The organism is Pseudomonas petroselini (assembly GCF_045037875.1).
In the GTDB taxonomy this organism is placed as follows: Bacteria; Pseudomonadota; Gammaproteobacteria; order Pseudomonadales; family Pseudomonadaceae; genus Aquipseudomonas; species Aquipseudomonas petroselini.
Window position 1 is genome coordinate 2874013 of the sequence record NZ_CP173614.1, and the last position, 25370, is coordinate 2899382.

Here is a 25370-nt window from a genome sequence, read left to right on the forward strand (position 1 = left end):
GGCTCAGTCCAGACTCACTATGGAGGCACTGTGAAAGCATTGCAAGGCGTTGACGGTCATGTGGAGTGGTTGGAAGAACCCAGTCCTACCTGCGATGTAGGGCAAGTTCGCATTCGTGTGGCGGCAGCGGGCCTCAATCGCGCCGATTTATTACAGCGTGCGGGGCTCTATCCACCGCCACCGGGCGCCAGTCACGTGTTGGGCCTTGAGTGTTCCGGAGTGATCAGTGAAGTGGGCGCAGGCTCATCCTGGCAAGTCGGCGACCGCGTCTGCGCGTTGCTCGCCGGTGGCGGCATGGCCGAAGAAGTGGTGGTGGATGCGCGCCACGTATTGCCGGTACCGGAAGGCCTGTCGCTGATCGAAGCGGCGGCGTTGCCTGAGGTGTACAGCACGGCGTGGCTCAATCTGTTCCAGCTGGCGGGCCTCAAGCCCGGTGAAAAAGTGCTGTTGCACGCCGGCGCCAGCGGCGTGGGTTCCGCGGCGATCCAGTTGTGCAAGGCGTTTGGCAGCCCGTGCTGGGTCAGTGTCGGCTCGGCGGAGCGCCTGGCCTATTGTGAGGAACTCGGCGCCCAGGGCGGCGTGGTACGGACCGATGGGATCGAAGGGCTACGGGATTTCGGGCCGTTCGATGTGATTCTTGACCCGGTGGGCGGCAACTATGCGGCGCTGGACCTCAAGCTGCTGGCCCTGGATGGGCGTTGGGTATTGATCGGCTTGATGGGCGGTCGTGACGCGCAGTTGGACTTGGCCCAGGTGCTGGGCAAGCGCATTCAATTGTTGGGTTCGACCCTGCGCAGTCGTGACGACTCGTTCAAGGCGGACCTGTTCAGTGATTTGAGCCAACACGTGTGGCCGTTGTTTGTTGAGGGCCGCTTGAGCCCGCAATTGGCCAAGACCTTCTCGATCCAGGACGCTGAGGCGGCGTTTGAAGCGCTGGCGACGAATCAGATTTCCGGAAAGCTGGTGTTGGTGATTGACGAAAGCCTGAGCTGAATGGGGATGCGGTGAACAATGTGGGAGGGGGCTTGCCCCGATAGCGGTGTATCAGTGAAGAATGTTTCATCTGACAGACCGCCATCGGGGGCAAGCCCCCTCCCGCATTTGATTGCATTTCAATTCAAGAGGGTCAGATCCAATGGTGGATTGGCCAGCCTGCCTGTTCGGCGTGGGCGCGTAGCACCGGGTCAGGGTTAACGACTTGCGCAAACTCCACCTTACTCAGCAACGGCAAATCATTGCGCGAGTCCGAATAGAAATACGCGCCCTCCAATGTTTCCCCTTCTTGCTCCAGCCATTCCAGCAACCGCGTGATCTTGCCTTCACGATACGTCAGGACACCCACGGTACGCCCGCTGTACACGCCATGGCTGACGTCCAGTTCAATCCCCAGCACTTCATCGATGCCGATTCGCGCCGCAATCGGCGTGACCAAGTGCGTGCCCGAGGCGGAGATCACCAGAATCCGGTCGCCATTCGCACGGTGGCGGGCGATGGTCTGGGTGGCGTCGCTGTAGATCAACGGCTCGATCACATCCTCGACCCACGGCTCCACCAAGTGCTCGATTTCTGCCGGTGTGCGGCCGATCATCGGCTCCAGGCTGAAGTCCATGAAGTCTTCCATCTTCAGCTCGCCCCGGCTGTAGGCTTCCATCAATTCGTGGTTCTTGCGCATGAACGACTCGGGATCGACCCAGCCCAGCCGGCCCATCTGCTCGCTCCACAGGGTGGCGCAGTCGCCGTGGATGAGGGTGTCGTCCAGATCAAAAATTACCAATGCCATCCGTCATGCTCTCTCAAATAAAACGTTGCATCAGGCTACTTCACACAGGGCACTGGGGTCGATGGAAAGTGCCAGGCGTTGTCCGTCCGGGTGCAGGTCGTCGGCCGAGCGGTTGAGCACGTCGACCACCAGTTCCACGCCGCGCGCTTCGATGCGGTAGCGAATGACGTTGCCCAACAGGCTGTGGCTGCGCACCAGGGCGTCGAGTTCGCCATTGCGGCTCAGCTCGATGGCCTCCGGGCGAATGGCGATACGGCTGTTGATCGGGCGTTGCAGCAGTTGCGTGGCCTTGTCGGCGTCCAGCAGGTTGTAGTTGCCGATAAACCCGGCGGCGAATACATCCACCGGTGCGGTGTAGAGGGTCTCGGCATCGCCGCTTTGCACGATCTTGCCTTGGTTCATCAGGAAGATCCGGTCGGACATGGTCAAGGCTTCTTCCTGATCATGGGTCACGAAGATGGTGGTCAGGCCCAGTTCGCGCTGGATCTGGCGGATCTGTTCGCGCAGGTGCTTGCGGATCCGTGCATCCAGCGCCGACAGCGGCTCATCCAGCAGCAACAGGCGCGGGCGGGTCACCAGGGAGCGGGCGAGGGCCACGCGCTGGCACTGGCCGCCGGACATCTGGTGCGGGTAGCGGCCGGCGAGGTCCTTGAGTTCGACCAGTTGCAGCACTTCCTGCACGCGCTTGTGGCTGTCGTCGGCGTTGACCTTTTGCATGCGCAGGCCAAAGGCGACGTTCTGTTCCACGGTCATGTTGGGAAACAGCGCATAACTCTGGAACACCATGCCGATATGGCGTTTCTGCGGGCTCAGCGGGACGATGTCCTGGCCGTCGAGCAGGATTTGCCCGCTGTCGACCGAGGTCAGCCCGGCGATGCAGCGCAGCAGCGTGGACTTGCCGCAACCGGATGGGCCGAGCAAGGTGACGAATTCGCCCTTGGCGATCTCGCAGTTGATATCACTGAACACCGGGGTGCCGGCGTAGCCTTTTTGCAGGTGTTGGACGCTGACGAAGCTCATTGGCTTTTGTCCTTGTTCAAGATATTGGCGGCCCAGGTCAGCACCAGCACAAAGAAGAAATAGGAAATCACGACGGCGCTGGTGAAGTGGCCGCTGCTGTTGCGCATGTTGTTCAGGTACACCTGCAGGGTTTCGTAGCGGGTGCCCACCAGGATGTTGGCGAACACGAACTCGCCGAACAGGAACGAGAACGACAGCAACAGCGCCACCATCAGGCCTTTGCGCAGGTTCGGCAGCACCACCAGGATCGCCGCCTGCCAAGTACTGGCACCGAGCAGTTGCGAGGCGTCCATCAGGTCGCGCAGGTTGATCGCCTGCAGGTTGTTAGTGATCGCCCGGTACATGAACGGCAGTGCGACGGTGAAGTAACAGCCGATCAGGATCCACGGCGTACCGACCATCGCCATCGGCCCGGAGCCATACAGTTGCAGCAAGCCCACCGACGACACCACCGGCGGCACCGCGAAGGGCAGCAGGATGAGGATGTTCATCAGTGCGTCGAGCCGGGGGAAGTGGTAATGCACCACGAACAGCAGCGGCAAAATCAACACTACCGAGAGGATCAGCGCGCCCACGCACACCAGCAATGACTGCCCGAAGGCCATCAGGAAGCGCGGGTCGCTCCACAGCTGCACGTACCATTTCACGGTGAAACCGGCAGGCAGGATCGTCGCCGACCAACTGCTGGCAATGGAATAGACAAAGGTGCCGATCAGCGGCAACACCAGGATCGCAAACAGCAGGTACACCACCACGCGGTGGTAGAGGGAGGCCGGGCCGGCTTCAGCGCGAGACATGGTAGCTCCTCTTGAGCAGCAGTTGATGGACCACGGTGACCACGGTCATCAACGCCACCAGCACCACGGCCAGGGCGCTGGCCAGGTTCGGGTCGAGCGACACATCACCGGACACCAGCCCGGCAATGCGGATCGGCAACACGTTGAAGTTGCCGGTGGTCAAGGCGTAGACGGTGGCATAGGCGCCGAGGGCATTGGCCAGCAGGATCACGAAGGTACCGAGCAGGGCGGGGGTGAGCACCGGCAAGCCGATATGCCGCCAGAACTGCCATCCGTTGGCGCCCAGCAGGGACGCCGACTCACGCCAGTCTTCGCGCAGCGCGTCGAAGGCCGGGTACAGCAGCAGCACGCCCAATGGAATCTGGAAGTAGGTGTAAAGGATGATCAACCCGGTCTTGGAGTAGAGGTTGAAGTCCTGGATGATCCCCGCCTGCTTGAGCATGAGGGTGATGCTGCCGTTGAACCCCAGCAGGATGATGAACGCAAAGGCCAGGGGCACACCGGAAAAGTTGCTGGTCATGTTGGCGAAGGCGGTGACGAAATTGCGCAGCGGCGAATCCACCCGACGCAGGGAGTAACTGCCCAGGGTGGCGATGACGATGCCGAAGACACTCGAGTAGAAACTGATCTCGAGGCTGAACTGGATCGCTTGCAGGTAGAACTTCGAGCTGAAGATCCGCGTGAAGTTTTCCAGGCCCCAGCCGGCTTCCTCGGTCTGCAGGCTGTTGATCAGTACCCACACCAACGGGGCGATTTCGAACACGATAAAGAACAGTGCGAAAGGCACCAGGCACAGCAGTGCCAGCCATTTACCACGGATCATTTCAACAGCTCCCGGCACACAGGTTTGTCGTGGGGCGCGCCCAGCAGTTCGCAGACGGTGCCGCACAGCTCGGTCTGTTTGGGCGTAGCGTGGGTGTCCAGGCTGAAGGCATCGCCGAGCACAAACAGCGGCACTTCGCGTTCTTCCGGCAGCAGGCCATTGTGGGAGCGGTCGTTGTTCATGCCGTGGTCGGCAGTCACCAGCACTTGGTAACCGGCGTCGAGCCAGGCTTGCAGGTAATCGGCCAGGATGATGTCGGCCGAGCGTGCGCTGTTGCGGTATTGCGCCGTATCGAGGCCGTGCTTGTGGCCGGCGTCGTCGATGTTCATCGGGTGCACCACCAGGAAGTTCGGCGCGTGCTTGAGGCGCAGGCTTTCGGCATCGGCAAACAGGTGGGAATCCGGGTAGTGGTCATTCCAGTAGAAATGCCCGTGCTGGATCGCCAGCGCCGTGTCGTCGGTGTGACGGTCGCGGGCGGCGAGAAAGGGCGTGCGGTTATACAACTCGCTGACCCAATGGTAGGCCGCCGCTGCCGTGGTAAGGCCGGCGTCGGTGGCGTAATGGAAAATGCTGCGCTGGTTGGATAGGCGCGAGACGTTGTTGTGGACGATGCCGCTCTGGATGGGAGGCACGCCGGTCAGGATGCACTCATACAGCGGGCGGGACAGGGCGGGCAGTTCACATTCCAGTTTGTAGAGGGCTGCGCGTCCTGCGCCGACATAGGCCTGCAAGTGCCCCATGGCGTGTCGGGCAACCTCGAAGTTCAGGCCGTCGAGCACGACTAGGATGACATTGTGCTTCATGGGGGCTGGCGCTCCGCAACGATGGACTTGACTCAATATTCCTGGTGAATCTGGGTTCAAGTGTGGGAGGGGGCTTGCCCCCTCCCACATTGGATCTCCAGTGGAGCTCCAATGTGGGTGGCAGGTTTACTTCATTTCTACGATGACCTGCTCGTTCCACAGCTGCGGCAGCTTCTTGGACGTCGCTTCCCACGCATCGGCATCCTTGATCGGCTGCGGGTTGGCCTTGGTGTACTGCTCGCCCGGGATCAGGTTCTTGGCGATGTCGGCCGGCAGTTTCAGGTCGGTTTCAGCGCGGATCGGACGTGCATTGCCTTTCGCCAGGTTGAGCTGGCCGGCATCGCTGAAGATGTACTCGCGGGTCAGCTTGGCGGCGTTCGGGTGCTTGGCGTATTTGTTGATGATGGTGGTGTAGCCGGATTTAACCGAGCCGTCCGATGGGATCAACACCACGTAGTCATCCGGGTTGGCCATCTTGGCCTTGTAGCTCAGGCCGTTGAAGTCCCAGACCACGCCCACTTCGACTTCGCCTTTCTCCATGGTGGCGATGGTCGGGTTGGACAGCGAGAGACGGCCTTGCTGGGCGATCTTGGTGAAGAATTGCAGGCCGGGGGCGATGTTCTTTTCGTCGCCTTTATTGGCAATGGCGGCTGCCAGTACACCGTTGGCCGCTTGCGCCGCGGTACTTACGTCACCAATGGAGACCTTGTACTTGCCGCTCTGCAGGTCAGCCCAGCTTGTAGGTACTTCAGAGCCGTGCAGCAGCTTCTTGTTGACGATAAACGCGATGGTGCCGGTGTAGGCCAATGCCCAGTGACCGTCTTTGTCTTTAGCCCAATCCGGCACCTGGGCCCAGGTGGACGGTTTGTACGGCTGGGTGACTTCCTGCTTCACCGCGATTGGACCGAACGCCGCGCCGACGTCGCCGATGTCGGCGCTGGCGTTGTCTTTCTCCGCCTTGAACTTGGCGATTTCCTGGGCCGAGCTCATGTCGGTGTCGATGTGCTTGAGGCCGTACTTCGACGCCAGGTCTTCCCAGGTGCCTTTCCAGTTGGCCCAGTCATCGGGCATGCCGACGCTGTTTACAGCGCCTTCTGCCTTGGCGGCAGCTTCCAGGGTTTTTAGATCGGTATCAGCGGCCATGGCGGCGGTGCACATGGCAATGGTCGAGCCTAACAGTGATGCCAGGAAAAGCTGTTTCATCCGAAGCTCCTTTGGGCGTTTTCAACGCGGCGTTTGTTTCGACGGTGTTGTTGGTCTAGGTCAGAGCAATACCTGAGCCAATCTAGACGCGATGGATGACAGTTTCATGTCGATGTCGTTTTCAAAGCGCTGATGTCGCTGCGCGCTGACTTAGCGTAGACCATGCCCAAGTGCCCGTAGGGATTGGACTTGGCCGATGTATTGCAGGGTGTGCTGTGGAAGATGTACACGGACTGTCATCTATCGGTCATCTGTAATGCCTAGGCTGGCATGCAGTCAGGCAAGCCCGATTACGGAGCGGTTTGTGCACCTCATCGGTGCTGGTCTAGTCCAGATAGGTAACGTTGATGCGAGATGAGGCAATCAAGGCGGTGACCTCCATCGGCCTGGCGCTGCAAGAGCAGATTGACCACGGCCTGTTGCCGCCTGCCAGCAAACTGCCCGCCGAGCGCAAGCTCAGCGAGTTGTTTGGTACCACTCGGATCACGGTGCGGGAAGCCTTGTTACAACTGGAGGCCCAAGGCCAGATCTATCGCGAGGAGCGGCGCGGCTGGTTTGTCTCGCCGCCGCGACTGGCCTACAACCTGATGCAGCGCAGCCATTTTCACGCGATGGTCAGCGACCAGGGGCGCGTGGCGTCCACCGAAGTGATCTCTGCACGGCTGCAACCGGCGTCGGCGGCGGTGTGTGCGTGGTTGCAGCTGCCGGCGCTGTCCAGCGTGATCCAGATTTGCCGGGGCCGGCGGATTGATGGGCGCTTAGTGTTGTATGTGGAGCACTACCTGAACCCGCAGTATTTTCCGGGGATTCTGGACTGCGATTTGAATCAGTCGATGACCGAACTGTATGCGCGCAAGTACAACCTGCACTACGGACGCGTACGCTTTGAAATCGTGCCGACGTCACTGCCGGTGGAAGCGGCCGCCGCGTTACGCGTGTCGGTGGGCAGCCCAGGCTTGCGGATCGCCCGGGTCAACTATGACCAGCACCAGCGTTTGATCGACTGCGACCTGGAGTTCTGGCGGCACGATGCCATCCACGTCGGCGTGGATGTGGTCTAAGACGTGTAGTGAGCGGGCTTGCCCCGCGCTGGGTGGCGAAGCCGCCCCAACCGAGCCCCCCTCAGTGTGTCAGGTGTACCGCGGTGTCGGGTTTTGGGGCGGCTTCGCCGCCCAGCGCGGGGCAAGCCCGCTCACTACAACAATCTTATTCAGATGTCAGGGTGTGAGCGCCTTGATCACCTGGTCCACATTGGTTTCCAGCTCTGTCACCGGCTCCGCACCGTCGACATTCAGCACCAGCAACTGCGAACCGCCGGCTCCAACCGCGGCCTTGACCGCCTCATTCGGCTGGCGATGATGCAGCACCACCGCGACGTCGTTGTCCTTCAACTCGGCACTGAGTGCCTGCAACGCCTCGGGCGTCCAATCGGTGTCAGGCCGTGCGTCGGTGCTGAGCACTTCCAGATTTAAACCGCTGACCAGGTACGCGAAGTGATCACTCAAGCTGACCACGCTCAGGTTATCCGCCTTGGCCAGTCGCGCTTCGCTGTCGGCGGTGAGCTTGAGCAGGCGTTGCTTGAGGGTGGCGAGGTTGGCGTCGATCTTCGGCTTGGCGGTGGGCGCCAGGCGGCTCAGGTCGGCGGCCAGTACATCGGCCATGCGGCCCATATTGTTGCTCGACTGCCACGGCTGGCTGTTCAGGCCATCGGTGACGCCTGGCTGCACCGCGATGCCCGGCAAACCGCCGTCCACCGGGCGGGCGGCGTCGACTTCAACGATGCGGATATTGCTGCGTCGCGCCACTGGGTACAGCGGGTCATCGGCCCACAGCGAGCGCAGGCCGATGGCGGCGTCGGCGTCCAGCGCCAACGTGCTCAGGGCCTGCGCGCCGCGGCCGGTGAAGTAGGACACCTGGCGCGAACCGGGCAAGTTGGCCGGAGCGGCTCGCTCCAATTGCACGTTGGTGCCTTTGAGCAGCACGTCAGCGAGGCCGTAGGTGATCGGCAGCGAGGCCAGCACTTTGACCGGTTTTGCCGCGTGGGCAGCGGGTTTGGCGGCTTCGGTCGCCATCAATGGCGTAGTGAATAAGCAGGCGATGGCCAGGGCCAGGGGGTGAAGAGCGGAGCGCATTATCCAAGGTTCCCTTTGAGGCTGGGCACGGTGCCGCGCGCGATGGCGGCCAGGGCGAAGGCAATACCGGCGACCAGAATGATGGCGGCACCGGAGGGGATCGGCAGGTCGAAGATGATCGGCAGCAGGATGCCGCACAGGGTGCTGACGGTGGCGATCACCACCGACACCCAGAAGAAGCCTTTGAGCGACTGGCTCAACAGGCGCGCCGCGGCGGCAGGTATCACCAACAGGGCCCCCACCAGAATCGCGCCGATCACCTTGACCGCCGCCACGGTGATCAGCGTCACCAGGATCACGAACAGGTAATCCAGGGTCTTGACCGCCACGCCGCGCACTGCCGCCAGTTGCGGGTTGAAGCTGGCGAGCATGATGCGGTTGTACAAGGGCAGCGCCAGGGCCATCACCAGCGCGCCGACAATTGCCAGCACCGCCAGATCGTTGCCATTGACCGTCAGCACTGAGCCAAACAGCACGTTTTCCAGGATATGCACGTTGATCTTGCCGGCCAGGATCAGCAACAGGCTCGCCCCCAATGCCAGCGACACCGACAGGAACACGCCGATCAAGGTATCCGGCGCCAGGCCCGTGCGGTTGCGCAGGTAGTTGAGCAGGATGCCGAACAACAGGCAGTAGCCGAACAGGCTGCCGTAGGGCCCGGTGTAGGGTTCGCCGAGCAGAATGCCCACGGCGACCCCGGTCAGCGCGGCGTGGCCGACCGCTTCGGAGAAAAACGCGAAGCGCTTGACCACCACCAGCGTGCCCAGGCCGCCCAGCACCGGGCCGATCAGCAGACCGGCGAGCAGGGCGTTGACCACAAAACCGTAGGCCAGCGCCTCCGGCAGGTAACCGGAAGAGGCCCAGCCCTGGACCATCAAGCGAAAGGCTTCATAACTCATTGCGCCGGGCTCCGAGGGTGGGTGGAGAACAGGGTCAGCAGGCGGTCCGGGGTCAGCGCCTCCTTGGGCGTGGCGTCGAACAGCACACGGCGGTTGAGACCGGTGACGCGGTCGGCCAGGCGGCCCACGGCTTCCAGGTCGTGCTCGATCCACAGCACGGTGATCCCGGCCAGGCGCCAGTCATTGAGCAGGCGTTCGAACACCTGGATACCGGCTTCGTCGAGGGCCGACATCGGTTCATCCAGCACCAGCAGTTGCGGCGCCGGGATCAGCCCCTGGGCCAGCAACACGCGCTGGCGCTCACCGCCAGATAACGCGCCCATGCGGCGCTTGCGTTTGTCCTGCATGCCGACTCGCTCCAGCGCCTCGCCAATAGCACCGGCGTACTGCTTGGACAGGCCGAGAAACGCCGGGCGTCGCTGGCACATGGCAGCCATGAAGTCATCGACGGTCATCGGCAGCCCCCGATCGAACTCCAAGGCCTGGGGCACATAACCGATGGTGCCGGGCGTGGTCGGCCAGTGCAGGCTCAACGTGCCCTGATGCGGGGTTTGCCCCAGCAGTGTCTTGATCAGCGAGCTTTTCCCGCCGCCGTTCGGCCCGACCAGCGCATGGATGCTGCCCGGCTGTACCTGGAAACTCACGTCATTCAGGATCGCGGTGCGACCCAAGGTCAGGGAGACCTTATCGAACTCAAGCGTCGGGCCGACGCTGACCGCCTTCAGTTGCTCCGCCGCCGTCATGCGCCCGACTCCTGAATCGCCCGCACCACGGTATTAAGGTTGCCGGTCATTTCCACTTCGTACTTCTCGGCGCTGTATTCGCCGTAGGAAATATGCGACAGCGGGTACAGCTTGACCCCGGATTCACGCTGGATGGTGTCGACGTAGGTGGACGGGAAGTCCATCTCCGAGAAGATCACCTTCACGTCCAGGGCCCGCAGTTCATCGATGGTTTTCTTCAACTGGCTGGGGCTGGGCTCGATGCCGTGGGCCGGTTCGACCACGGCGGTGACTTCCAGGCCGAATTCGCGCAGCAGGTAGTCGTAGGCGGCGTGCACGGTGGCCACGCGCAGGTCCGGGTTGGGGGCGCTGGTCAACTTGGCCAGGGCATCGGCGCGCATCTGGCGCAGGCGCTTGCCGTAGGCGCGGGCGTTCTGGGTGTAGGCCTTGGCGTTGCCCGGGTCGAGCTTGCCCAGTTCGCGGGCGATGTTGTTGACCTGGGCAATCGACGCGCTGATCGACAGGAAGGTATGCGGGTTGACCACCTTGCCCGCACCGCGTGCGGCGTTGCCGGTAGCGGCCAGCAGTGGCACGTTGGCGTTGGCCTCGATCACCGGGATGTCCGGGCGTTCGCTGGTGGCGATCATGCGGTCGGCGAAGTCATCATGGCCGACGCCGTTGAGCACGATGACGTCCAGGGTGCCGATGCGCTTGATGTCTTCGGCGCGTGGCTCGTAGGCATGCGGGTTGAAACCGGCCGGAATCAGCGGCACCACCTCGGCTTTGTCGCCGACGATGTTGGCCACGTAGCTGTAATAAGGGTGCAGGGTGATGCCGATTCGCAGGCGTTTACTCGCTTCGGCATTGGCGAGCGGGGCGAGCATCAGGCTGAACAGGCCAACCAGCAACAGGCGCAACAGGGGGGATGAAGTAGACATGGGCAATCGGTCTTCTCGTTCAGTGGCGGTGCTGGCGGGTGACGCCGGCATCGAATTGCGCGACCACCTGCTGCCAGCCGGCTGCGATCAGCGCCTGGTCAGAGAGGTCGGAAGGGGCGGCGAGGTTGGCTTGGCGGTTGAGCCAGATATCCGGCTCGGCACCGTGCACGCGCATCAGCAGCGAGCCGCTGGTACCCGGCGCCTGGCTCAAGCCGAGGTAGGCCGAGGGGGCCAGCAATTGCCAACGATGATCACCACGGCTGACCGAGCTGGCGTCCTGGGCGAACGGCGCGAAGCCTTCTTCGGCCAATTGCGCCGGGCTGGGCAGCGCGCTTTGCTCTTGCTGCAACAGCTGGATCTCATCCAGGGTCACCCGCAGGTCGGCGTAGATGCCTTGCTCGGCGGCGCTCAGGTCGCGACGGGCGTCCAATTGATGGCTGGGGACGGCCGCCACTTCCTGGGACTCACCGTGCAGCGCGATCACCGAACCCGCCACCGCCAGGATGATCAGGCACAACAACAGCACGTAGAGGGTTTCGTGACCGGCACCGGCGGGGCGTACAACCTGTGTGGTACTCATTGTGGCTGGATATCCGCTTGGTCGATTTCCACCACGTGGCCCGGGCCTGCATCAAACAACACATAGAACTCGGCGGACGGCTTCTTGAAGGTCAGCGTGGAGTCCTCGCCAAGCTTGCCGGGCAGCAGGATGGTTTCGTCGTAGCCGATCACATCCAGGGTCACGCCGGGCGCGCCGCTGCCGTCGGAGAAACCGCCTTTGCACTGGATCTGCTCGCCGGGGATTTCCTTGCACTCGCACATCGGGTTGTGGGCCAGGGCGACGGTACTGAAACCGGCGCTCAGCAACAGCACGCCGCAGGCGCGGGTCAGGCGCATCAAAGTCATGGTTTAACTCCTTGCTTGTTCAGCCAGGCAATAGTGGCAGGCGAGGCCTGGCTCAACGGGATGGAACCCTGGTGCATGCTGCCGTCCCAGCCTTCCATGGTGATCCAGACTTCAGCGTCGGCTGGCGTGCGTTCCGGAATCGGCAGGGCGGCGCCCATGCGGTACGGCGTGCCGAAGAAGATCACCCCGGCGGCCCGCAGGCTGCGCGGTTTGCCGATACGCAGGTAGGTGGCCTTGACCTGGTTGGCGCAGGTGTCGCACAGGGATGCGTTGAAAAACTTCATCGGGCCGGCCGGGTCGGGGCTCGGGCCTTCATTGCGAAATTCCGCGAGGGTCAGGCTCCAGGGCCCGACCTGCACCTCGCCGGCCACGCGCTCGCCGATACCGGCATCGCCGCGAAACAGCGCCGCATCGGCGAAGTACTTGGGCATGAAGCCCAGGGGCACCAGCAACAGCAGCACATTGATATGGAAGCGCCATTTCAGCCAGAAGGCGCGCAACGGCGAAGGCGGTACAGCAGCGACCTTGCTCATCGGTGGGCCTCCGAGGTTTCAGCCTGCATGGCCGGGATGGCAGCGGGCTTGTGTTGGGCCTTGGCTTCACGCTTGAGCGCATTGAGCGTTGCCAGGGCGGTGCGCTTGGTCCAGATCAGCAGGCCACTCAACACCATCATGCTCAGTACCAGGCCAAAAAATGCCCAGATCAGCTTGATCCACAGGCCACCGAAGTCGCCGGTGTGCAGGGGGCGCATGGATTCGGTGACGAACTCCAGGGTGGTGCGGTCGGAGAGCAGGTGCGAGACGGCGATTTCACCGTTATAGGGGTTCAGTTGCGCGGTCTGGAACATCAGCGGGTACCAACCGCGCCCGCCAATCTGCAGATGGCTGTAGGCGTTCAGCGGCAGGAACGCGAACGTTGCATCCAGGCCCGGAATGCGTTGGGTCGCGATCTTGATGGCGTCGTCGAGCGGGATCATGGGCGCCGGTACGCCAGGGGCGGAAGTCGGCACTTTCTCGCGGGCAATCACCGGGACAATCGGCTCGCTGGAGATGGAGATCTGGTTGTCCCCCAGGAATGCCTGGATCAGGAACCAGGTGCCGGTAATCGAGATAACCGCGATAAACCAGATCGACCAGATGCCGCTCAGGCGGTGGAAGTCGCCCCAGAAGATCCGCGCTCCGTGGCGGATACGCAGGGTCGGCCGGAAAAAACCTTTCCAGAACCGCTTGTACACCACCAGCCCGGTGACCAGTGACGCCAACAACGGCAAGCCGAGGAAGGACACCAGGTACCAGCCCCAGCTATAGCCGTTGGTAAACGGCACCAGCCACCAGCCGTGCAGCGCGCGCGTGAATTGCTGGAAGTTGAATGCCGGGCTGATGCCCTGGATCGCGCCGGTGTAGGGGTTGGCGTAAGCCTCGACCGAACGCCCGTCGGGGTAGCTCAGGCCGACGCTGAGTGCAAAGTGCGATTCGTCGGGGCGGATGATCGAGCGGACGATCACCTGGGGCTCGTCACGCTTGATCGCGGCGATCACCTGGTCAAAGCTCAGCGGTTCGGCGTCATCCGACGGTTTGCTCGCACGGATATCCGGGTTGGCCAGCCAGACGATCTCCTGGCTGACCACCGCCAGGGTGCCGGTGACGCAGACGATCAGTACAAAGAACCAGATGGGCAATGCCAGCCAGCTATGCACGAGAAACCAGAGTTTGGAGCGCGACTTCTTCGACATGTGAATGAGGGTCTTGATCGGAGGGGGGCAGTGAAGGCCCGAAAAAGGCCAGTCGTAGCTTTTGCTGACGCGACAGGCTGTATCTAAGTTAAGACGGATGAGAATGAGAAATCCCTAAGGCGTATATGAAAGAAAATGTTTCAGGTTCACATTCAGGGCGCTTTAACGCCTCGATCGAACACGAAACATGTTCCAAGCCATCACCCTGGCGGCATTGATGGGGCGGGGCGGCTGCGTAGGATGGGCGCATGCCGTTGAGCGAGCGCCTACAAAAGTGAGCCCAGGAACATGACTGCCAGAACCCTCTACGACAAACACATCGATTCCCACACGGTGTGTGCCCTGGATGACCAGGGCCATGTCCTGCTTTATATAGATCGCCAGGTGATCAACGAGTACACCAGCCCCCAGGCCTTCAGCGGCTTGCGTGAGGCCGGGCGCAACGTTTGGCGCCCGGGCACGGCGCTGGCGGTGGTCGACCATGTGAACCCGACTACGCCCAAGCGCATTGCGGCGATGCCGGATGCCGGCGGCGCGCGGCAAGTGTCTTACCTGGCGGAGAATTGCCGCGACTTCGGCATCGAACTGCTGGACATCCTCGACAAGCGCCAAGGCATCGAACACGTGGTCGCCCCGGAACAGGGCTTTATCCTGCCGGGCATGGTGATTGCCGCCGGCGACAGCCACACCACCACGTACGGCGCCCTGGGGGCCTTCGGTTTTGGCATTGGCACCTCGGAAATCGAACACCTGCTGGCTTCCCAGACCCTGGTCTACAAGCGCCTGAAAACCATGCGCGTGAGCGTATACGGCGACCTGGCGCCAGGCCTGACGTCCAAGGACGTGATCATGGCGCTGATCGGCAAGATCGGCGCCTCGGGTGCCACCGGTTATGCCATTGAGTTTTGCGGCGCCACTGTCGATGCGCTGAGCGTCGAGGCGCGCATGACCCTCTGCAACATGGCGGTGGAAGCCGGGGCGCGCGGCGCGTTCATGGCGCCGGACGAAAAAGTCTTCGCCTACCTCAAGGGCAAGCTGCGCGCGCCACACGGCGCGCTGTGGGAGCAGGCGCTGGTGGGCTGGCGCTTGCTGCACTCGGATGCCAACGCGGTCTTCGACCAAGAGGTGCAACTCGACGTCGCCACCCTGGAACCCATGGTCACCTGGGGCACCAGCCCCGACCAAGTCGCACCCATTGGCGCCCGCGTGCCCGACCCGCAGGAGGTCAGCGACCTGATCCTGCGCCAGGACATGCGCCGCGCCCTCAGCTACATGGGCCTGGAAGCCGGCATGCCGTTGAGCGATATCGTCATCAGCCATGCGTTTATCGGCTCCTGCACCAACGCCCGCATCGAAGACCTGCGCGACGCCGCCCGCGTGGTGCGCGGCAAGCAGGTGGCCGAGCACGTACGGGCGATGATCGTGCCGGGCTCCACCGAAGTGCGTGACCAGGCCGAAGCCGAAGGGTTGGCAGCGATTTTTATCGACGCCGGCTTTGAATGGCGCCAGTCCGGCTGCTCGATGTGCCTGGCGATGAACGACGATGTGCTGGCCCCCGGCGATCGCTGCGCCTCCAGCACCAACCGCAACTTCGAAGGCCGCCAGGGCGCGGGCGCACGCACCCACCTGATGAGCCCGGCGATGGTTGCCGCTGCCGCCATTACCGGCCGCCTCACCGATGTCCGCCACTTTGGAGCACGCCCATGAGCTTGCAACCCTTCACTCTGGTCACCGGCAAGGCCGCGCCGATGCTGGCGGCCAATATCGACACCGATGTGATCATGCCCAAGCAGTTCCTCAAGGGCATTGACCGCAATGGCCTGGATCGGGGGCTGTTCTTCGACCTGCGCTTCTTACCGTCCGGCGAGCCCAACCCCGAGTTCGTGCTGAACCAGCCGGCCTGGCAAGGCGCACGTTTCATGGTGGTAGGGCCGAACTTCGGTTGCGGCTCCAGCCGTGAGCACGCGGTGTGGGGGCTGAAGCAACTGGGCATCCGCGCCTTGATCGGCAGCAGCTTTGCCGGGATCTTCTATGACAATTGCCAGCGTAACGGGGTGTTGTTGATCACCCTGAACGAGGCGGTGTTGCAGTCGTTGGGCAAGGCTGTCAGCCAGGCGGAACAGGCGCAGATCACTATCGACCTTGAAGCCCAGCAGATCCATTTGGCGGATGGCCAGGTGATCCCGTTTCAGATCGATACCCTGCGCAAGACGGCGTTGTTGCTTGGCCTGGATGCAATCGGCAGTACGTTACAACGCAGCGAGCAAATCAAAACGTTCGAACAACGCCACCTGCAAGCCAATCCCTGGCTCAACTGATACACTTAAATCCAAGCCCCCTCCCACATTTTTGATTGGGTTTGTGACCTCAGATTGAGAGCCCCTTGAAGTGTGCCTGCAAAAACTCCACGCAGGCGCGCAGCTTCCCGGAATACGCCAAGCGAGTCGGGTACACCGCCCACACGTTGGCGCTCTGGGTATAACCGTGCAGCACCTGCACCAGTTTGCCTTGCTCCAGCAGCGGCTTCACATCCCACATCGAGCGCAATAACACCCCGCGCCCATCCAACGCCCACTGCAACACAATTTCGCCATTGTTCGACGACAGCGGCCCCCGCACGCGCACGCTTTCCTGGGCGCCGTCGTGTTCCAGGTTCCAGATGCCAAACGCGTTGTCGCGCTCCTTGAGGACCAGGCAGTCGTGCTGCTCCAGGTCGCTCAATTGGTGCGGTGTGCCGCGTCGTTGCAGATACGCCGGGGCGGCGCATAGCACGCGACGGTTGCTCACCAGTCGACGGCCGATGTGCTGGCCGGGGATGTCGTCGCCCACGCGGATCTCCAGGTCGAAACCTTCGCTGACGATATCGACCACACGGTCGAGCAGGTCCAGGCGGATCTCCAGGTCCGGGTACTGCTCGGCCAGCAACGACAGGGCAGGCGCCACATGGTTGCGGCCAAAGCCGAACGTGCTGCAGATATGCAGGCGGCCACGTGGGCTGTCATGCGCGTCGCTGAGTTCATCGGAAAGTTGCTGGAAGTCTTCCAGGATGCGCACGGCCCAGCGCTGCACCCGTTCACCGTCTTCGGTCAGGGCGACGCGCCGGCTGGTGCGGTGCAGCAGGCGGGTGGCCAGGGTGGTTTCAAGGATCTGGATGCGCTTGCTGACATACGCAGGCGATAACCCGAGCTCATCAGCTGCCGCAGCGAAGCCGGCCTTGCGGATCACGGTCAGGAACACCCGCAGGTCTTCGGGTAGGGGCACGGTATCTTTCTTATTCGTCATCAGACACAAGCGTGGCGGCATGAGCCGCCAGAATAGCATCGTGCTGGCCACGGCTCAGCGCAGGAAGCTCAGGACTTCGCCCAGCAACAACTCTGGGGCTTCTTCGGCGATGTAATGGCCGGTCGGCAAGGCCTTGCCGCGCACATCAGTGGCGACTTTCTGCCATTCCTTGAGCGGCTCGAAACAGCGGCCGACGGTGCCTTCGGCGCCCCACATCACCAGCAGCGGCAGGTTCAGGTGATGGCCGGCGTCGATGTCCGCCTGGTCGTGCTCAAGGTCGATACCGGCAGCGGCACGGTAGTCTTCGCAGATGCCGGTGGCGGTGCCCGGCAGTTTCAGGCAGCGCAGGTATTCGGCGAAGGCTTCATCGGTGAACGGCTTGAGCCCGGCACTGCGGCTGCCCATTACGCTGCGCAGGTACAACTGCGGGTTGCTCTCGATCAAGGCCTCCGGCAGCGGCGCCGGTCGGATCAGGAAGAACCAGTGCCAGTAGGCGCGGGCGAAGGCTTCGTCGGTTTGCGCATACATCGAGAGGGTGGGGGCGATATCCAGCAGCACCATACGTTGCACGGCGGCCGCATGGTCCAGGGCCAGGCGATGGGCCACGCGGGCGCCACGGTCGTGGGCCAGCACCGAGAACTGTTCGAAGCCAAGGGCCTTCATCAGCTCGACGCTGTCGCGGGCCATTTCCCGTTTCGAATAGTTGGAGTGATCGTCATTGGCGGGCGGCTTGCTGCTGTCGCCATAGCCGCGCAGGTCGGCAGCCACTACCGTGAAGTGTTCAGCCAGTTGCTCGGCGACTTTGTGCCAGATGACGTGGGTTTGTGGGTGCCCGTGCAACAGGAGCAGGCCGGGACCTGTACCGCCTGTGCGGTAACTGATGCTGACGCCGTTGACGTGGCACTGGTCTTTCTGGAATCCGGCGAACATGGAATGGCTCCTTGTGGTGAGTGCTTGCATCCTGGAATCACGCGGCGTTCGGGGCAAGGGCGAAAGCGTGGAGCGGGCGTTCATGAAGTGTGTAGGCGCGGTGAGTGACGACTCGATCTTTCCACTAATGGAGGCCACCTGTGGGAGCGGCGGTGCGTCGCCCCCACCGTTAATGTGTGTGGTGTTCAGCCGATCTCAGCTTTGCTTGAACCTCTCCATGGCTCGCTATCGTTCTCCTTGACGGTGGTTGAGCGACGGCTTTTTCACTATAGGCCACGTATTGCGCGGCCTGTGGGCAACCGACGAGGTGCTCTCCAAGCACTGGGAACGGGTCAGCGGTGTGGGGTGGGCTCCAGCAGTTGGGCGCCCGGACCGCACTCACCGAGCTTGTCGCCCTGATTGCGCAACGGACACGCCTCCATCGACAAGCACCCACAGCCAATACAGCCATTGAGTGTGTCGCGCAGCAGCGTCAGCTTGTTGATGCGCTCATCCAGGTCTTCCCGCCATAGCGCCGATAAGCGTTCCCAATCCCGGGCGTTGGGTGTGCGCCCCTCCGGCAACGCCTGCAACGCTTCGCCAATCGTTGCCAGCGGAATCCCCAGGCGCTGGGCGATCTTGATCACCACCACGCGCCGCAACACATCCCGTGGATAACGCCGTTGGTTACCGGCATTGCGATTACTCTTGATCAGCCCCTTGGTCTCGTAGAAATGCAACGCGGTGACGGCCACACCACTGCGGGCGGCGAGTTGGCCGACGGTGAGTTCCTTGTTAAGCATGAAAAACTCCCAAACAACGCTTGACCTTGACTTAACTAGAGGTTTTACCCTGCGTGGCATCGAATCGCAAGATTCTGCCTACAGAGAAAGGGGAGTGTTCATGCAGGTATCAGAGAAAAATCGCAGCTTCACTCAATTGATCGAATTTCAGATCGAGCCCCGGCAACAAAGGGCGCTGGTGGCGGCCCTGTCCACCCAAAGCGAGCGCCTGGCCCAGGGCCATGGCGGCTTTATCAATGCGAGTGTGCAGGTCAGCGACGACGGGCGCCGGGTGCTCAATTACTTGCAATGGCGCTCGCGCGAGGACGGCGAGGCGGCCTTCAAATGCTTTGAGCATGGCGAAGAAGATTTCTGGACGTTGATTCGCGCCCACCAGGCCACGGCCGTGACCTTTGGTTCGTTCCAGGTGCTGCGCAGTTTCGAGCGCAGCCATGACAACGCGCTGCATTGCCGCCTAAATGGATAGATGCAACATGCGTTCGCCCTGCACGTTTTCGCCAGGGCGGCGCTTGTTCACCGCCAGCTCGCCGATCTTGATCAGGCGCGTGCGCGTGACGTTGCGGCTCAAGCCCAGCAGGTTGGCGGTGTGCACTTGGTTGTAATGGCTGAAACGATAAGCAGCGCGTAGCAGGGCATCCTCGACTTTTTCATGCAGGGCGCCGGCCTGTTCCTCGAAGAGCTTTTGGAACGCGCGCGCCAGCAAGGCTTCGGCGCTGTTGTCGCTGCCGTGCTGGCTGTCGTCCTGGCGCTCGATGCGCATGTTCGACAGGCGCAAATCGTCGCGTTCGATCACGCCGTTGCGGCAGATCAACAGCGTGTGGTGGATCACGTTTTCCAGCTCGCGGATATTGCCTGGCCAGCTGTAGCTTTTGAGCTTGTGCTCGGCCTCGCGGCTGATGGTGATCGGGCCGTAGCCCAGGCGCTGGCTGTAGGCGTCGATGAAGTGCCGGGTCAGCGGCAGGATATCGCCGGGCCGCTCGCGCAACGGGCTGAGTTCCAGGCTGACCACGTCGAGGCGGTAGTAGAGGTCCTCGCGGAAATGCCCGGCGTTGATGGCTTTTTCCAGTTGCACGTTGGTTGCGGCAAGCACGCGCACATCAATCGCAATGCTCTTGCGCGAACCCAGGCGCACGACTTCGCGTTCCTGTAGGACGCGCAGCAGCTTGACTTGGATTGCCATCGGCAAATCGCCGATCTCGTCCAGGAACAAGGTGCCGCCGTCGGCCTCTTCGAACCAGCCGGCCTTGGCGCTGAGGGCACCGGTGAAGGCGCCTTTTTCATGGCCGAACAGTTCGGCTTCCACCAACGATTCGGAGAACGCCCCGCAGTTCACCGCCACGAACGGCCGGTTGCGTCGCGCGCTGAGGTTGTGAATATGCCGTGCCACCAGCTCTTTACCGGTCCCGGTCTCGCCGATGATCAGCACGCTGGCTTCGCTGGGCGCCACTTGCTGGATGTGGTCGAGCAGCGCCTGGGATTTGGGGTCTTCGAAGACCTGGGCCGTGGCGCGGATCGACGTCGCGAGGGCGGGCGAGGGCGGTAGGGTCAAAAGCTGCATGGGCACCTCTCTTAGGAATAGAACGTCGGAATCGGCAGGGATTGGTTCAACGCCCAATCCCCCAGTTCATGGAGCTTGTAGTCCACCGGGTCGTGCAGTGTTTGCGTGCGCAGGTTGCGCCAATGACGGTCCAGGCGCAGCGATGCATGGGTTGCGCGCGCGCCAGTGACTTCGAACAGACGGCTGCACAGGTCCAGGCCTTGGCGGGTCGCGGCAACTTTGGCGGTGGCGATGGCGATAGCCAGTTGGCCGCGCTCGCTTTCGCTGAGGTTCGGGCCCTTCGCCCAGGCGTGGTCGAGCAACTCGGCAGCGCGTTCCACCAACAGGCGCACACCTTCCAGGGCGACCCAGAATTCGCCGTAGTGGTGCAGCACGTAAGGGTCCTGGCGCACGTCTTCGGCGCTGGACTTATGCCACGAGCGGGTCTCAGTGAGCGTGTAGTTGCGCGCTTCTTCGAAAGCGCCTTCGGCAATACCGAGGAACATATGCGTGAACGTCAACTGCGCGATCAACGGGCGCAGGCAGGCGAAAGGTGTGCTCAGCGGGCCTGGGTCGAGCAGCAGTTCCGATTCTTCGACGCGTACCCGCTCGAAGCTGGCGCTGCCGCTGTCGGTCTGGCGCTGGCCAATATTGTTCCAGTCGTTGTGCAAAGTGATGCCGCTGCGACCGCTGGGGATGGCCGCGATCAGCAGCTTGCCGCCGGCGGTTTCATCCACCGCCGAGGCGATCAGCATTTCCGAGTCACTGGCGCCGGAGCAGAAGCTCTTTTTGCCGGAGAACTCGCGCCAGCCGCCGAAATCCTTGACCACCGTGCGCGTGTCCAGTGGGTTGAGGGCGTTGCCCCAGAACCAGTTTTTGCGTGCGGTCTGTTCGAACCAGGGTTGCCATTGGTCCGGGCGCGAAAACAGGCGCACGGTGGCGAGCATCAGGTGGTGAAAACCGAAGACATGCGCAATGGAACTGTCGACCTTGGCGAACTCGCGCACGATGCCCAAGGTGTCGCTCCAGCGTGCGCCGAGCCCGCCGTATTGGGTGGGAATACTCAGGGCCAGCAGGCCGCTCTGGCGCAAGGCGTCACGCTCGGTTTTGGGCGTGCCACCGCGCTCGTCACGCTCGACGGCGGTGAGGGCGAATTCAGCGGCCAGCAGTTTGGCGGTCTGCAAAGGAGACGGCAGGACGCTTTGGGGGGTGGCTGTCACGCGGTGTTCCTCAATGATTTGGCCGATCTCATTGCATTCAGGCCTTTGTTGTTGGCAACACATCGTTGGCGATCATTTCGCCGAACGGGCCAGTGAGGTTGGTAATACCGCGCCCAGCAAGGCTGGCATAGGGTTCCGGTAGCAGTGGGAACACCAACTCGGCAAAGCGATAAGCCTCTTCCAGGTGCGGGTAGCCGGAGAAAATGAAGCTTTCGATGCCCAGGTCGGCGTATTCCTTGATGCGCTCGGCGACTTGTTGCGGGTTGCCGACCAACGCGGTACCGGCCCCGCCGCGCACCAGGCCGACGCCGGCCCACAGGTTGGGGGCGATTTCCAGGTTGTCGCGGCGCCCGTCGTGCAGGGCGGCCATGCGGCGCTGGCCTTCGGAATCAAAACGCGAGAAGGATTTTTGCGCGGCGGCGATGGTGTCGTCGCTGATGTGCTCGATCAGCTTGTCGGCGGCTTTCCAAGCCTCTTCTTCGGTCTCGCGCACGATCACATGCAGGCGGATGCCGAACTTTACGGTGCGCCCGCGGCGTGCGGCGCGCTCGCGGACATCCGCGAGTTTTTCCGCAACGGCGGCGGGCGGTTCGCCCCAGGTCAGGTATACATCGACCTGCTCGGCGGCGAGGTCGTGGGCGGCGTCAGAGGACCCGCCGAAATACAGCGGTGGATAAGGCTTCTGCACCGGGGGGTAAAGCGCCTTGGCATTCTGTACACGCAGGTGTTTGCCCTCGAAATCCACCGATTCGCCCTGCAAAACGCGGCGCCATATCTGTAGGAATTCGTCGGAGACTTCGTAGCGTTCACTGTGATCGAGGAAGCTGCCATCGCCACGGTTTTCGTCAGGGTCACCGCCGGTAACCACGTTGATCAGCAGACGACCGTTGGACAGGCGATCAAGGGTCGCCGCCATGCGCGCCGAGACCGTGGGCGAGATGATGCCCGGACGAATCGCCACCAGGTAACGCAGGCGTTCGGTCAGCGGCACCAGCGCGGAGGCGATCACCCAGGAGTCTTCGCACGAGCGCCCGGTCGGAATCAATACGCCGTAGTAACCCAGGCTGTCAGCGGCCTGGGCGACTTGCTTGAGGTAATTGAGCGTGACTGGCCGTGCACCTTGGGTCGTGCCCAGGTAATGACCGTCGCCGTGAGTGGGCAGAAACCAGAAAACATCCATGACAAATCCTTACGCAATTTTCAGCAGAGAGGGGGAGTGCGCAGCGAACAAAGGCGCTGCACGTTCTGCCGCGAGTTGAATACGGGCTTTTAAGAGTTCGCTGGTTATCTGGTAGTCGGTGAAGTCAGCCTCGGTGGCGTAGACGCCGATCGGCAGGGTCAGCGCCTGGAAGAAGCTGAACAGCGGTCGTAACTGATGATCGAGGACCAGTGCGTGGCGTTCGCTGCCGCCCGTGGCTGCGAGCAATACCGGTGTGTTGATCAGCGCATTGAGGCCGATCAGGTCGAACAAATGCTTGAGCAAGCCTGGGTAGGACCCACGATAGACCGGTGCGGCGACGATCAGCAGGTCGGCCTGTTCGATTGCCAACAGTTGCGCTTCGACTTCAGCGGGCAGTTCATCGCGCGACAGTGCACCGCCCAGCGGCCGGGCGATGTCGCCCAATTCGATCAGGGTGGTCTGGATCGGCAGCAACGTGGCCAGTTCAGCCAGCACAGCCTGGGTCAGCACCAGGGTGCGGGACGGACGCCAGGTTCCGCCGGAGAGGGCAACGACATTCAGTGGACGTGTCATGAACAGTTCCTTTTTCAACAGTGGTTCATAGCAGGTGGGTTGCAACCTGTTGAGCAAGAGCTGTACCAACGGGTGCAGGCCTTGATTGGCGTGGGTTGCAGGCTCACTGCTGAAAACTGCTGCTGTTGGCTGCCTGGTGATTTGTTGAATGACTGTTGGGTGAGCAACAGTTGCGTGGGCAACAGTGCCGTCGCTGTGTAGCGACATTTATAGAGGGTTAGTTTTATTCCGTAAATGAACGTATTTCCATATTTATAGATCATAAAGAAATATAAAGGTGGAACCATCGAAGGTGTTCAAGCGGTTGATAGCAACTATCACGGGAGGTGATTTTTCACCGTGCAGGGGCGGGAGTAGCCTGTGTTCATTGACTCGAAACCTCCTTTGCAGGGCTACCGCCATGAACCGATTCCTCGCTGTTTCCTTATTGATTGTCAGCTCCGTCCTTGCCGGATGTGCGAGCCATCCTTCACCTGAATTGCGTCCCTACACGGCGGAAGAAACCAAACAGTTGGCTCTGGAAGCGTTGAGCCGCCGTGGTTTGTCGTTTGATGAATACCAACAGCAGCGCGCCGCACTGACCGGCCAGCCACAGAAACCCTTCGGCTTTGATCGCCAAGGTGAAATGAATGCCGAGCGCAGCGTGACCTTGCACGGTCGTCCGAGTTGAGTTTGCGCCTGGCGACAAAAAGCCCGAGGTTTCCCTTAAGAAACCTCGGGCTTTTTGTTTGCCATTGGGCGACTTCAGCCTGTTAAGCTGAATTTCAGGAGCGTTCCTACGCACATTTACATAAAGTGGTCCTTCTTTAATGGCATTCGATCGGTTAAACCTGACGACCTCTGTCCCGGTCCGTGCCCCTGAGACGCTGCTCTCGGGAACCTGCTCTGCGAGTTTCTAACGTCATGAATAAACGTCCGCTGTATTTCGACTACGCCGCCACCACACCGGTGGATGAGCGGGTCATCCAGGTGATGGTCGAGTGCCTGGGCTTCAATGCCAATTTCGGTAACCCCGCGTCCAGTTCCCATGCGTTCGGCCAAGCAGCCCGGCAAACGGTTGAACAGGCGCGTCGCCAGGTGGCCGAGCTGGTCGGTGCCCAACCTGAACAAATCGTCTGGACCTCCGGCGCCACGGAATCCAACAACCTTGCGATCAAGGGCGTGGCCCAGGCGCGGGGCGTGGCGGGTGGGCATATCATCACCAGCCAGATCGAACACAAAGCCACCCTGGATACCGCGCGGCAACTGCAGGAAGCTGGCGTAGCGGTGACCTACCTGGTGCCGGATGCCGATGGGTTGATCAGCGTCGAGGCGGTCAGCGAAGCGCTGCGCGAGGACACCTTCCTGGTCTCGCTGATGCTGGTGAATAACGAGCTTGGCACCCTCAACGACATCCCGGCCATTGGCGCTCGCGTGCGTGAACACGGCGCTTTGCTGCATGTGGATGCGGCGCAGGGCGCGGGCAAGGTGGCGATCGACCTGGTGCAGTGGCCGGTGGATCTGATGTCGTTTTCGGCGCACAAGCTGTATGGCCCCAAGGGTATCGGCGCGTTGTATGTCGGGCCACGGGCGCAGCAGAAAGTCCTGGCGCAGATTCACGGCGGCGGTCACGAAGGCGGCCTGCGCTCCGGCACGTTGGCGACTCATCAGATTGCCGGCATGGGCACCGCGTTCGCCTTGGCGGCGGCGTCGTTCGCTGAAGAAAAAGCCGTGATCGTTGCCTTGCGCCAGCGCCTGCTGGATCAGTTGGAATCGATTGCCGGCGTGCGCCTCAATGGCAGCGCTACACAACGTATTCCACACACCCTGAGCCTCACCTTCAGTGAAGGCGAATTCAATGCCGCTGCGTTGAGTGCGGGGATCGCGTTTTCCGCGACGTCCGCCTGCAATTCGGCGAGCAATACGCCGTCCCATGTGTTGCTTGCCTTGGGCCATGATGCACGCAGCGCCGGCCGTACCATTCGCTTGAGCCTGGGCCGGTTTACCACCGAGCAGGATATCGATCAGGCTGTGCAGTTGATCAAAGCGACCCTTGCCAGTGCACCGGCGTTCTGGGCGGTCTGATTCATTTATCGCAACACATAATAATTATTCGTGGTTAGCAGGAGACA

The 25370-nt window shown here is 62.0% G+C and carries 28 protein-coding genes; 7 read left to right on the forward strand and 21 right to left on the reverse strand.

Annotated features, from left to right (window positions below; genetic code table 11):
* Positions 1-30 precede the first annotated feature (30 nt).
* Positions 31-993 (forward strand): zinc-binding dehydrogenase, encoded by a 963-nt coding sequence (locus ACI512_RS13505; RefSeq protein WP_012723279.1) that lies wholly within the window; start codon positions 31-33, stop codon positions 991-993.
* A 133-nt stretch (positions 994-1126) separates the two neighbouring features.
* Here the strand turns inward: ACI512_RS13505 and ACI512_RS13510 are convergent, their stop codons facing one another.
* The 6 genes from ACI512_RS13510 to ACI512_RS13535 all read right to left on the reverse strand — a co-directional run bounded on the left by ACI512_RS13510 (position 1127) and on the right by ACI512_RS13535 (position 6426).
* Positions 1127-1780: an HAD family phosphatase gene (locus ACI512_RS13510; protein ID WP_236380867.1), complete on the reverse strand. Its 654-nt coding sequence runs from the start codon at positions 1778-1780 to the stop codon at positions 1127-1129.
* Between the two features lie 30 nt (positions 1781-1810).
* Positions 1811-2800 carry an ABC transporter ATP-binding protein gene (locus tag ACI512_RS13515; RefSeq protein ID WP_012723281.1) on the reverse strand — a complete coding sequence of 330 codons (990 nt, stop codon included), beginning with the start codon at positions 2798-2800 and terminating at the stop codon, positions 1811-1813.
* Entirely contained in the window at positions 2797-3597 is an 801-nt protein-coding gene (locus ACI512_RS13520) for an ABC transporter permease (protein WP_012723282.1), read from the reverse strand. The genes ACI512_RS13515 and ACI512_RS13520 overlap by 4 nt, the downstream gene beginning before the upstream one ends.
* The gene (locus tag ACI512_RS13525) at positions 3584-4420 is read right to left on the reverse strand and encodes an ABC transporter permease subunit (RefSeq protein WP_236380866.1); all 837 of its coding nucleotides are present in this window, start codon (positions 4418-4420) and stop codon (positions 3584-3586) included. Before ACI512_RS13525 ends, ACI512_RS13520 begins: the two co-directional genes overlap by 14 nt.
* On the reverse strand, positions 4417-5223 hold the full coding sequence (locus ACI512_RS13530) for an alkaline phosphatase family protein (protein WP_236380864.1): 807 nt from the start codon (positions 5221-5223) through the stop codon (positions 4417-4419). The genes ACI512_RS13525 and ACI512_RS13530 overlap by 4 nt, the downstream gene beginning before the upstream one ends.
* Before the next feature lie 126 nt (positions 5224-5349).
* Positions 5350-6426: an ABC transporter substrate-binding protein gene (locus ACI512_RS13535; protein WP_012723285.1), complete on the reverse strand. Its 1077-nt coding sequence runs from the start codon at positions 6424-6426 to the stop codon at positions 5350-5352.
* A gap of 347 nt (positions 6427-6773) precedes the next feature.
* Between ACI512_RS13535 and ACI512_RS13540 the strand changes: the two genes are divergently transcribed.
* The gene (locus tag ACI512_RS13540; RefSeq protein ID WP_236380862.1) at positions 6774-7487 is read left to right on the forward strand and encodes a UTRA domain-containing protein; all 714 of its coding nucleotides are present in this window, start codon (positions 6774-6776) and stop codon (positions 7485-7487) included.
* Positions 7488-7643: 156 nt separating this feature from the next.
* Here the strand turns inward: ACI512_RS13540 and ACI512_RS13545 are convergent, their stop codons facing one another.
* Genes ACI512_RS13545 through ACI512_RS13580 form a run of 8 tightly spaced genes read right to left on the reverse strand, consistent with a single transcriptional unit; the run spans position 7644 to position 13755 of the window.
* Positions 7644-8558: a metal ABC transporter solute-binding protein, Zn/Mn family gene (locus ACI512_RS13545; RefSeq protein WP_236381244.1), complete on the reverse strand. Its 915-nt coding sequence runs from the start codon at positions 8556-8558 to the stop codon at positions 7644-7646.
* Positions 8558-9457, reverse strand: coding sequence for a metal ABC transporter permease (locus tag ACI512_RS13550; protein WP_012723288.1), 900 nt, complete (start codon positions 9455-9457; stop codon positions 8558-8560). The genes ACI512_RS13545 and ACI512_RS13550 overlap by 1 nt, the downstream gene beginning before the upstream one ends.
* The gene (locus ACI512_RS13555; RefSeq protein WP_236381245.1) at positions 9454-10200 is read right to left on the reverse strand and encodes a metal ABC transporter ATP-binding protein; all 747 of its coding nucleotides are present in this window, start codon (positions 10198-10200) and stop codon (positions 9454-9456) included. Before ACI512_RS13555 ends, ACI512_RS13550 begins: the two co-directional genes overlap by 4 nt.
* On the reverse strand, positions 10197-11117 hold the full coding sequence (locus ACI512_RS13560; protein ID WP_236381247.1) for a metal ABC transporter substrate-binding protein: 921 nt from the start codon (positions 11115-11117) through the stop codon (positions 10197-10199). Before ACI512_RS13560 ends, ACI512_RS13555 begins: the two co-directional genes overlap by 4 nt.
* Positions 11118-11136: 19 nt before the next feature.
* Positions 11137-11697, reverse strand: a complete 561-nt coding sequence (locus ACI512_RS13565) for a DUF6162 family protein (RefSeq protein ID WP_046036536.1) — start codon at positions 11695-11697, stop codon at positions 11137-11139.
* Positions 11694-12023 carry a hypothetical protein gene (locus tag ACI512_RS13570; protein ID WP_012723292.1) on the reverse strand — a complete coding sequence of 110 codons (330 nt, stop codon included), beginning with the start codon at positions 12021-12023 and terminating at the stop codon, positions 11694-11696. The genes ACI512_RS13565 and ACI512_RS13570 overlap by 4 nt, the downstream gene beginning before the upstream one ends.
* The gene (locus tag ACI512_RS13575; RefSeq protein WP_046036537.1) at positions 12020-12556 is read right to left on the reverse strand and encodes a hypothetical protein; all 537 of its coding nucleotides are present in this window, start codon (positions 12554-12556) and stop codon (positions 12020-12022) included. Before ACI512_RS13575 ends, ACI512_RS13570 begins: the two co-directional genes overlap by 4 nt.
* Positions 12553-13755 carry a PepSY domain-containing protein gene (locus ACI512_RS13580; RefSeq protein ID WP_236381250.1) on the reverse strand — a complete coding sequence of 401 codons (1203 nt, stop codon included), beginning with the start codon at positions 13753-13755 and terminating at the stop codon, positions 12553-12555. Before ACI512_RS13580 ends, ACI512_RS13575 begins: the two co-directional genes overlap by 4 nt.
* Before the next feature lie 288 nt (positions 13756-14043).
* On the opposite strand from ACI512_RS13580, the gene leuC reads away from it, so the two are divergent.
* Both leuC and leuD read left to right on the forward strand, forming a co-directional pair.
* Positions 14044-15462 (forward strand): 3-isopropylmalate dehydratase large subunit, encoded by a 1419-nt coding sequence (leuC, locus tag ACI512_RS13585; protein ID WP_236381252.1) that lies wholly within the window; start codon positions 14044-14046, stop codon positions 15460-15462.
* The gene (gene leuD / locus ACI512_RS13590; protein ID WP_236381253.1) at positions 15459-16073 is read left to right on the forward strand and encodes a 3-isopropylmalate dehydratase small subunit; all 615 of its coding nucleotides are present in this window, start codon (positions 15459-15461) and stop codon (positions 16071-16073) included. Before leuC ends, leuD begins: the two co-directional genes overlap by 4 nt.
* 49 nt (positions 16074-16122) lie before the next feature.
* Here the strand turns inward: leuD and ACI512_RS13595 are convergent, their stop codons facing one another.
* The 3 genes from ACI512_RS13595 to soxR form a co-directional block, all read right to left on the reverse strand.
* Positions 16123-17037: a LysR substrate-binding domain-containing protein gene (locus ACI512_RS13595; protein ID WP_236381255.1), complete on the reverse strand. Its 915-nt coding sequence runs from the start codon at positions 17035-17037 to the stop codon at positions 16123-16125.
* Positions 17038-17091: 54 nt separating this feature from the next.
* Positions 17092-17967 (reverse strand): alpha/beta fold hydrolase, encoded by an 876-nt coding sequence (locus tag ACI512_RS13600; protein ID WP_236381258.1) that lies wholly within the window; start codon positions 17965-17967, stop codon positions 17092-17094.
* Positions 17968-18299: 332 nt separating this feature from the next.
* Positions 18300-18749 (reverse strand): redox-sensitive transcriptional activator SoxR, encoded by a 450-nt coding sequence (gene soxR, locus ACI512_RS13605; RefSeq protein WP_012723299.1) that lies wholly within the window; start codon positions 18747-18749, stop codon positions 18300-18302.
* A gap of 100 nt (positions 18750-18849) precedes the next feature.
* Between soxR and ACI512_RS13610 the strand changes: the two genes are divergently transcribed.
* Positions 18850-19215 carry an antibiotic biosynthesis monooxygenase gene (locus ACI512_RS13610; RefSeq protein WP_046036543.1) on the forward strand — a complete coding sequence of 122 codons (366 nt, stop codon included), beginning with the start codon at positions 18850-18852 and terminating at the stop codon, positions 19213-19215.
* Here the strand turns inward: ACI512_RS13610 and ACI512_RS13615 are convergent.
* The 4 genes from ACI512_RS13615 to msuE are packed head-to-tail and all read right to left on the reverse strand — an operon-like array spanning position 19204 to position 23259.
* Positions 19204-20307: a sigma-54-dependent Fis family transcriptional regulator gene (locus ACI512_RS13615; RefSeq protein WP_236381260.1), complete on the reverse strand. Its 1104-nt coding sequence runs from the start codon at positions 20305-20307 to the stop codon at positions 19204-19206. The genes ACI512_RS13610 and ACI512_RS13615 overlap by 12 nt on opposite strands.
* An 11-nt stretch (positions 20308-20318) precedes the next feature.
* On the reverse strand, positions 20319-21506 hold the full coding sequence (locus ACI512_RS13620; protein ID WP_236381261.1) for an acyl-CoA dehydrogenase family protein: 1188 nt from the start codon (positions 21504-21506) through the stop codon (positions 20319-20321).
* 37 nt (positions 21507-21543) lie between these two features.
* Entirely contained in the window at positions 21544-22686 is a 1143-nt protein-coding gene (gene ssuD, locus ACI512_RS13625) for an FMNH2-dependent alkanesulfonate monooxygenase (protein WP_012723303.1), read from the reverse strand.
* 9 nt (positions 22687-22695) lie between these two features.
* On the reverse strand, positions 22696-23259 hold the full coding sequence (msuE, locus tag ACI512_RS13630; RefSeq protein WP_012723304.1) for an FMN reductase: 564 nt from the start codon (positions 23257-23259) through the stop codon (positions 22696-22698).
* A gap of 400 nt (positions 23260-23659) precedes the next feature.
* Between msuE and ACI512_RS13635 the strand changes: the two genes are divergently transcribed.
* Together ACI512_RS13635 and ACI512_RS13640 are read left to right on the forward strand one after the other, a co-directional pair.
* Complete coding sequence (locus ACI512_RS13635) at positions 23660-23929, forward strand: hypothetical protein (protein WP_043205116.1); 270 nt, start codon at positions 23660-23662, stop codon at positions 23927-23929.
* Between the two features lie 233 nt (positions 23930-24162).
* On the forward strand, positions 24163-25323 hold the full coding sequence (locus ACI512_RS13640) for a cysteine desulfurase family protein (RefSeq protein ID WP_405121842.1): 1161 nt from the start codon (positions 24163-24165) through the stop codon (positions 25321-25323).
* Positions 25324-25370: the final 47 nt, after the last annotated feature.

Bases quoted from the DNA above. Each gene is read 5' to 3' on its own strand.
- ACI512_RS13510 (WP_236380867.1), bottom strand. From the start codon at position 1,780: ATGGCATTGGTAATTTTTGATCTGGACGACACCCTCATCCACGGCGAC.
- ACI512_RS13515 (WP_012723281.1), bottom strand. From the start codon at position 2,800: ATGAGCTTCGTCAGCGTCCAACACCTGCAAAAAGGCTACGCCGGCACC.
- ACI512_RS13520 (WP_012723282.1), bottom strand. From the start codon at position 3,597: ATGTCTCGCGCTGAAGCCGGCCCGGCCTCCCTCTACCACCGCGTGGTG.
- ACI512_RS13525 (WP_236380866.1), bottom strand. From the start codon at position 4,420: ATGATCCGTGGTAAATGGCTGGCACTGCTGTGCCTGGTGCCTTTCGCA.
- ACI512_RS13530 (WP_236380864.1), bottom strand. From the start codon at position 5,223: ATGAAGCACAATGTCATCCTAGTCGTGCTCGACGGCCTGAACTTCGAG.
- ACI512_RS13535 (WP_012723285.1), bottom strand. From the start codon at position 6,426: ATGAAACAGCTTTTCCTGGCATCACTGTTAGGCTCGACCATTGCCATG.
- ACI512_RS13540 (WP_236380862.1), top strand. From the start codon at position 6,774: ATGCGAGATGAGGCAATCAAGGCGGTGACCTCCATCGGCCTGGCGCTG.
- ACI512_RS13545 (WP_236381244.1), bottom strand. From the start codon at position 8,558: ATGCGCTCCGCTCTTCACCCCCTGGCCCTGGCCATCGCCTGCTTATTC.
- ACI512_RS13550 (WP_012723288.1), bottom strand. From the start codon at position 9,457: ATGAGTTATGAAGCCTTTCGCTTGATGGTCCAGGGCTGGGCCTCTTCC.
- ACI512_RS13555 (WP_236381245.1), bottom strand. From the start codon at position 10,200: ATGACGGCGGCGGAGCAACTGAAGGCGGTCAGCGTCGGCCCGACGCTT.
- ACI512_RS13560 (WP_236381247.1), bottom strand. From the start codon at position 11,117: ATGTCTACTTCATCCCCCCTGTTGCGCCTGTTGCTGGTTGGCCTGTTC.
- ACI512_RS13565 (WP_046036536.1), bottom strand. From the start codon at position 11,697: ATGAGTACCACACAGGTTGTACGCCCCGCCGGTGCCGGTCACGAAACC.
- ACI512_RS13570 (WP_012723292.1), bottom strand. From the start codon at position 12,023: ATGACTTTGATGCGCCTGACCCGCGCCTGCGGCGTGCTGTTGCTGAGC.
- ACI512_RS13575 (WP_046036537.1), bottom strand. From the start codon at position 12,556: ATGAGCAAGGTCGCTGCTGTACCGCCTTCGCCGTTGCGCGCCTTCTGG.
- ACI512_RS13580 (WP_236381250.1), bottom strand. From the start codon at position 13,755: ATGTCGAAGAAGTCGCGCTCCAAACTCTGGTTTCTCGTGCATAGCTGG.
- leuC (WP_236381252.1), top strand. From the start codon at position 14,044: ATGACTGCCAGAACCCTCTACGACAAACACATCGATTCCCACACGGTG.
- leuD (WP_236381253.1), top strand. From the start codon at position 15,459: ATGAGCTTGCAACCCTTCACTCTGGTCACCGGCAAGGCCGCGCCGATG.
- ACI512_RS13595 (WP_236381255.1), bottom strand. From the start codon at position 17,037: ATGACGAATAAGAAAGATACCGTGCCCCTACCCGAAGACCTGCGGGTG.
- ACI512_RS13600 (WP_236381258.1), bottom strand. From the start codon at position 17,967: ATGTTCGCCGGATTCCAGAAAGACCAGTGCCACGTCAACGGCGTCAGC.
- soxR (WP_012723299.1), bottom strand. From the start codon at position 18,749: ATGCTTAACAAGGAACTCACCGTCGGCCAACTCGCCGCCCGCAGTGGT.
- ACI512_RS13610 (WP_046036543.1), top strand. From the start codon at position 18,850: ATGCAGGTATCAGAGAAAAATCGCAGCTTCACTCAATTGATCGAATTT.
- ACI512_RS13615 (WP_236381260.1), bottom strand. From the start codon at position 20,307: ATGCAGCTTTTGACCCTACCGCCCTCGCCCGCCCTCGCGACGTCGATC.
- ssuD (WP_012723303.1), bottom strand. From the start codon at position 22,686: ATGGATGTTTTCTGGTTTCTGCCCACTCACGGCGACGGTCATTACCTG.
- msuE (WP_012723304.1), bottom strand. From the start codon at position 23,259: ATGACACGTCCACTGAATGTCGTTGCCCTCTCCGGCGGAACCTGGCGT.
- ACI512_RS13635 (WP_043205116.1), top strand. From the start codon at position 23,660: ATGAACCGATTCCTCGCTGTTTCCTTATTGATTGTCAGCTCCGTCCTT.
- ACI512_RS13640 (WP_405121842.1), top strand. From the start codon at position 24,163: ATGAATAAACGTCCGCTGTATTTCGACTACGCCGCCACCACACCGGTG.